Source organism: Selenomonadales bacterium, from assembly GCA_017442105.1.
Taxonomy (GTDB): Bacteria; Bacillota; Negativicutes; order RGIG982; family RGIG982; genus RGIG982.
Genome location: JAFSAX010000218.1, coordinates 1 through 5,873, shown reverse-complemented (window position 1 = coordinate 5,873; position 5,873 = coordinate 1). Strand labels below are relative to the sequence as shown.

At 54.0% G+C, this 5,873-nt stretch carries 6 protein-coding genes; 4 read left to right on the top strand and 2 right to left on the bottom strand.

Going from position 1 to position 5,873, the window contains the following annotated elements:
* The first annotated feature begins 421 nt into the window (after positions 1-421).
* Positions 422-1,285: a DMT family transporter gene (locus tag IJN28_08320; GenBank protein MBQ6713773.1), complete on the top strand. Its 864-nt coding sequence runs from the start codon at positions 422-424 to the stop codon at positions 1,283-1,285.
* Positions 1,286-1,335: 50 nt separating this feature from the next.
* Here the strand turns inward: IJN28_08320 and IJN28_08315 are convergent, their stop codons facing one another.
* Positions 1,336-1,947 (bottom strand): CoA pyrophosphatase, encoded by a 612-nt coding sequence (locus IJN28_08315; GenBank protein ID MBQ6713772.1) that lies wholly within the window; start codon positions 1,945-1,947, stop codon positions 1,336-1,338.
* A 110-nt stretch (positions 1,948-2,057) separates the two neighbouring features.
* Positions 2,058-2,237: a hypothetical protein gene (locus IJN28_08310; GenBank protein MBQ6713771.1), complete on the bottom strand. Its 180-nt coding sequence runs from the start codon at positions 2,235-2,237 to the stop codon at positions 2,058-2,060.
* A gap of 111 nt (positions 2,238-2,348) precedes the next feature.
* On the opposite strand from IJN28_08310, the gene IJN28_08305 reads away from it, so the two are divergent.
* The 3 genes from IJN28_08305 (at position 2,349) to IJN28_08295 (ending at position 5,619) form a co-directional block, all read left to right on the top strand.
* Positions 2,349-2,846: a flavin reductase family protein gene (locus IJN28_08305; GenBank protein ID MBQ6713770.1), complete on the top strand. Its 498-nt coding sequence runs from the start codon at positions 2,349-2,351 to the stop codon at positions 2,844-2,846.
* Between the two features lie 39 nt (positions 2,847-2,885).
* On the top strand, positions 2,886-3,773 hold the full coding sequence (locus IJN28_08300) for an NAD(P)-dependent oxidoreductase (GenBank protein ID MBQ6713769.1): 888 nt from the start codon (positions 2,886-2,888) through the stop codon (positions 3,771-3,773).
* Positions 3,774-4,041: 268 nt separating this feature from the next.
* Positions 4,042-5,619: a DUF4127 family protein gene (locus IJN28_08295; protein ID MBQ6713768.1), complete on the top strand. Its 1,578-nt coding sequence runs from the start codon at positions 4,042-4,044 to the stop codon at positions 5,617-5,619.
* The last annotated feature ends 254 nt before the right edge of the window (positions 5,620-5,873 follow it).

Here is a 5,873-nt window from a genome sequence, read left to right as displayed (position 1 = left end):
CCCCAGCGGTTCGCGACTGACCAATCAGCACTCCCTAACGGTGTGCTTCTTGGGTCGCTATCGCATGGGAAGTATTAACCAATCAGCATCGCCCTTCGGACTTGCTTCTTGGATACTTCTCCAATAAGTAACAAAAAAGGCGCACGCTGTTGAAGCGGACCCTAGCCTACGCTATAACGGACTGCACCGCTTCAAAAAGCGTGACACACCGATGCTAGTTTACTGCTAAGGTTTAGAACGGTAAAAATATCTTCCTCATACTCTAATGCCTCCCTCTGATGAGGGAGGTGGCACGGCTTGTCCGTGACGGAGGGAGAGAGCATATCTTGTAATGTATATAGCTTGGAGGCTACGGCTCTTTTCTCCCCTCCTTTCCTATGCTATACTATCCTTATTATCTACCAACGAAAGGAATCTTCCCATGAATCTTACGCTTTCCTCGCGCACGGCAGTCATTCTGCTGGCTTCGCTTATCGCGGCACGTGCGACGGGGTATCTGTTTTCGAAATTTTGTATGCTGGAGCTTGCACCGCTGACGCTTCTCGGATACCGCTCGCTTTTAGCGTGTACGGTACTGCTTCCGTTCATGATCTCTCGCCTAAAGCGCACGACGATGCGCGACGCACGGGCAGGCATCATCATCGGCTCGCTCTTTTTCCTGACGATGGTGGCAGAACTGATGGGGCTTTTGACGACGGATACGTCAGTCGCGTCCATTCTTGAAAACACGGCGATCGTGATGGTGCCTATCCTCACGGCGATCCTTGCGCGAAGGCTTCCCGACGGGCGTGCGGTCGTCTGCTCGCTTCTCGCGCTCGGCGGTGTGGTATGTATGTCGTGGACAGGTGCAGGGCTCAGTCTTTCCTTCGGCGAATGGCTGATGCTGCTCGCCGCCCTCCTCTATGCGATGAGCATCGTCGCGACATCACGACTGGCACCCGATGCCGAACCGCTGACGGTCGGTTTTCTGCAAGTACTGACGATGGGCGTACTGTCGATGATAGGTGCTTTTTTGTTCGAGTCGCCGTCCGTTCCGCAGGAAGCACTGACCTATGAATGCCTCCTCTATCTGGCTGTCGTCTGCTCCGCGTTCGGCTTCACGCTCCAACCGCTCGCGCAAAGCTACTGCTCGGCAGAAACGGCAGGCATCTTCTGCGCGCTCTCTCCGCTCGTTGCAACCATGCTCGGCATCGTCGTTGTCGACGAACCATTCACGCTCCTTCGCGCGGCAGGGCTTGTCCTCGTTCTTAGTGCCATCATCATCTACGCACGAAAAACAGCATAACGATATCAAAAAAATACCCGACAGGCACGCAAGCCCATCGGGTATCTTTTTTATTCGGGAAGTCGCACACGTCCTTCACGCACGGCGCGCACGAATGCTAAGAGAATATTCGCAGTCAGCCCCCATATGACGCGCCCGTCGTACTCATACCAGCGCACGCGGTAACTGCGCTTCGTCCGATACGTTTCACTCGCGAACGGTATCTTGTCCAGCGGAAACCCCTTGCCCGCCCGCGTCGCCAGCTCCATCTCGCACTCGCTCGGCTCGGTTTCCAAAAAGAAGCGCACAGGTACGGTAAATACTTCCGCGACCTCGCCTGCCGACAGGTGCATCTTCTCCCAATCCGATACCGTCACGACGAACGGATAGATACGCGCACGGCTCGGCGTGATGATATAATCGAGCGCACCGACGAGCGTCATCTTATCTTTCTGCCAGCCGATCTCCTCCGCCCCCTCGCGAAGCGCGGCGCCGAGCGCATCTTCTCCGCACTCGACCTTTCCGCCGGGAAAACATATCTCATTCGGCTGACGGCGAAGCGTAGAAGCGCGCACCTCAAATAAAAGCGCAAGTCCCTCACGTGTCATCACAAGCGGCAAAACGACCGCCGCCGTAAAATAATCCTCCGCCAATGCCAAGCCCACACCTCTGTCCTCTGCCACCAAAGCCAACTCCTTCATCGTCTGTCCCTTACTACTTCTCCCTCGCCTGCGCGCACTCCTGCCAATACCGCCGATATACACGGTGCCCGTACGACCGCGCCGCACACTTTCTATAACAAACAGCCTATCCAGCGGTACGCCAATTCATACGCAATAAGAAGCCCTGCCGCTACGCCAAGCCCGAAGAAAAAGAGATACCTGCTCACCAGAGAGAGCAGCACCAACACGCAAAATGCGACCACCGCCCACGAAAAGACCGCCTCACTCAGACCGTCACGCCCCACCATCATTCCTCCTTTTTATCCAGACTATGCAGACAAAAAATATTTGTGATACAAAATAAAAGGAAATTGTCAGACAATCGCGAATATATATTGTTATGATAACAAGGAGGACATAGCATGAATCCCATTTCCTATAACGAATACGCACGCGAAGCGCTCACCAGCCTCTCGCAAGGCGCATTTCTCACAACAAAAGCAAACGACAAAGTCAACACCATGACCATCGGCTGGGGTGCCATCTCCTACATGTGGGGCAAGCCCGTCTTCACCGTCATGGTACGCGAGTCCCGTCATACAAAGACCATGATCGACGCGGCAGGCGAATTCACCGTCAGCCTTCCCGAAGGCGCACTCGCCGATGCCGTCAAGCTCTGCGGTGCAAAAAGCGGCCGCGATACAGATAAGATCGCCGAAGCAGGTCTTACCCTTCTTCCGCCCGCGAAGCTCTCCACGCCGTTCATCGGCGGCTGTCCGCTCCACTTCGAGTGCAAGACCCTCTACAAACAAGAAATGGACCTCGCACTCCTCGACGAAAGTATGCGTGACCGTTGGTACTCTAGCGGTGACGTACACACCATCTACTACGGAGAAATCATCGGCGCATATCGCGCATAACATAAACTTGACTGATAATCAGAAAAAGGACGTGTTCATATGGATAATCTCGCAGAAAAAGTCGTCGGTTTCGTCGGCACAGGCGTCATGGGACGCTCGATGGCATCGAACCTTATGAAAGCAGGCATCACCGTATGCGTCTACAACCGCACACGTGAAAAAGCAGAAGACCTCATCGCAGACGGTGCCATCTGGAAAGACACCCCCGGCGAAGTAGCAAAAGCATCCGACATCGTCATCACAATGGTCGGCTATCCGAAAGACGTAGAAGAAGTATACTTCAACGCCAACGGTCTTCTTGCCAACGCACAAGAGGGTGCTTACCTTATCGACATGACGACCTCCAGCCCCGCACTCGCGAAAAAGATCTATCATACAGCCAAAGACCAAGGCATCTTCGCCATGGACGCACCCGTATCGGGCGGCGACATCGGCGCACGTGAAGGCACGCTCTCCATCATGGTAGGCGCAGACAAAGACGCCTTCGAAGAAATGCGTCCGCTGTTTGAGCTCCTCGGCAAAAACATCCAGCACCAGGGCGGTGCAGGCGCAGGCCAATACACCAAAATGGCCAATCAGATCGCCATCGCAGGCAACATGATGGGCGTATCCGAAGCCATCGCCTACGCAAAACAAGTCGGCCTCGACCCGACCCACGTACTCGATTCCATCGCAACAGGTGCCGCAGGAAGCTGGTCGCTTACGAACCTCGCACCGCGCATGATCCGCGGCGACTTCGCACCCGGCTTCTATATCAAACACTTCATCAAAGACATGGGCATCGCTATCGAATCTGCCGAAGAAGCAGGCCTCAGTCTCCCCGGTCTTACCCTTGCGAAACAGCTCTACAATCAGCTCGCACGCGAAGGCCTCGAAGACGAAGGCACACAAGCACTCTTCAAACTCGTCTGCCGTACAAAAGAATAAGTTAAAACAAAAAAGGCACACCGCTTGGTGCGCCTTTTTCGTTTGCCTCTCCCCTCATTTTCCCATCGGACATATCGCTATATTTGTGATATAATCAACGTAAGATATTTTGCTTCGCAAACTATCCCGCTTCGCTGTTCATGCTGACGCATGACTAGCGAAGCGAAACACACCGCAAGCCCTTGCAATCATTTTAACTCGCGATATGATCATAAAGCGCAAGCCTGATATCACATTATGACCATCTCCGCACAAGGAGGCATTTCTTATGATAAAACGACTATTTGCCATATTCATCTGCCTATTTATATGGCTCGGCGCGGCTGATGCCGAAGCCAAGCGCATCGTCTATATCCCGCAAGACGACCGTCCGATCTCTTTTTCGCAGACAGTCGCCTCGGCTGAAGCGGCAGGCATCACGATGATCACACCGCCCGCCCATCTTCTCGGAAACCGCACCTCACCGGGCAACCCCGACGCACTGTGGGCATGGCTTCACCAAAACATCAAACGTGCCGATGCCGTCGTCGTTTCCGCAGACGCACTCATCTACGGCAGTCTTGTCGCCTCGCGCAAGCATGACCTCGATCAAAACACCATCAACCGCCGCGTCGACAACTTCCGCACACTCAAAGACTATCACAACGGCATGACGACCTACGTATTCGCCTCCGTCATGCGCAGTCCGCGCGCCTCCGAAGGCGGTGTCGAACCTGCCTACTACGAAACCTACGGACCGAAGATATTCGAATACACCGCCCTTCTTGACAAACAAGAATCACGTATCATTACTCGCAACGAAGAAAAAAGACTGGAAAAACTCGCGCAAGAGATCCCCGAAGAATACCTCACCGACTGGCTCGGCCGCCGCGCCAAAAACCTCTCCGCCACCCTGCGGCTCGTCGAACTCGCACACGAAGGCAGCTTCAAATACCTCATCGTCGGTCGTGACGACAACGCCCCCTACTCGCAGACACGTCGTGACTGCCGTAAGATCGACGACAAAAGCGCAGGCCTCGGCAAAAGCCGCTACACCTCCGTCCCCGGCGTCGATGAACTCGGCCTCGTCATGGTAACACGCGCCATCAGCGACATCTCATGGGACATCCCGCGTATCGCCACCGTCTACGCACCCGGCATCGGCGGCAATACCATCCCCACCTACTCTGACGTACCTTGCGCCGAATCCATCAGCTCACATCTCTTTGCCGCAGGTGCTTACCCCACGAGCACAGACCGTGCCGACATCATACTCGCCGTCAACACCGACCGTTACGGACGCACGTATGAAGCCGCATGGAAAGAAAACGACGGCACCATCACCGACGCCCACCGCGAGCTTGCCGACATGATAGAACAAGAACTCGCCTGCGGTAAAAAAGTCATACTCGCCGACATCCGATATGCCAACGGAGCCGACAACGGTCTGATGAAACACCTCGCCGAACGCAAGATACTCGATAAACTCTACGCCTACGGCGGCTGGAACACAGCCGACAACACCATCGGCTTCGTCATCGCACAGAGCATCCTTATGAACAAAGCAAACGACACCGAACGCACACGCCTTCTTGCGACCCGTTATCTCGAAGACTGGGGATATCAGGCAAACGTTCGCCAGTCTATCCAAAATGACATCATCGCTCATACGAAAGGCAAAGCCACCGACGTCAATATCAAACCGATCCGCCCGCGCCTCATCGCCGTCAGCGAGCATAAACTCCTCGCCTTCGCCGATCAAAACCTATCCTTCCTCGACATCAACGACATCAACATCACCTTCCCGTGGAACCGCACCTTCGAAGCTGAGATTGGGATAACATTCGTAGGGGAGGATATAAGGTAAAGGGAACGCCTGCGCGAGAAATAAGGAAGAACGCCTGCGCGAGAAATAAAGAAAGAGACTACCGAAAGGCGGTCTCTTTTTTGTATGTTCGGTCTTGCGTATCGAAATCGCAAAGCCTTCTTTTCGCACTAGTTAGCTCTTCCCTTCTCTTTAACTTTCTTTGTCAGCAAAGAAAGTTACAAAGAAACTGCATCGCTCTTGAAAAAGGACTATCTCTTACTGCCATCACTCATTTCCTTTTTCAAAGGCGATGG

Coding starts and splice junctions, on each gene's coding strand:
- IJN28_08320 (MBQ6713773.1), top strand. CDS start 422: ATGAATCTTACGCTTTCCTCGCGCACGGCAGTCATTCTGCTGGCTTCG.
- IJN28_08310 (MBQ6713771.1), bottom strand. CDS start 2,237: ATGATGGTGGGGCGTGACGGTCTGAGTGAGGCGGTCTTTTCGTGGGCG.
- IJN28_08305 (MBQ6713770.1), top strand. CDS start 2,349: ATGAATCCCATTTCCTATAACGAATACGCACGCGAAGCGCTCACCAGC.
- IJN28_08300 (MBQ6713769.1), top strand. CDS start 2,886: ATGGATAATCTCGCAGAAAAAGTCGTCGGTTTCGTCGGCACAGGCGTC.
- IJN28_08295 (MBQ6713768.1), top strand. CDS start 4,042: ATGATAAAACGACTATTTGCCATATTCATCTGCCTATTTATATGGCTC.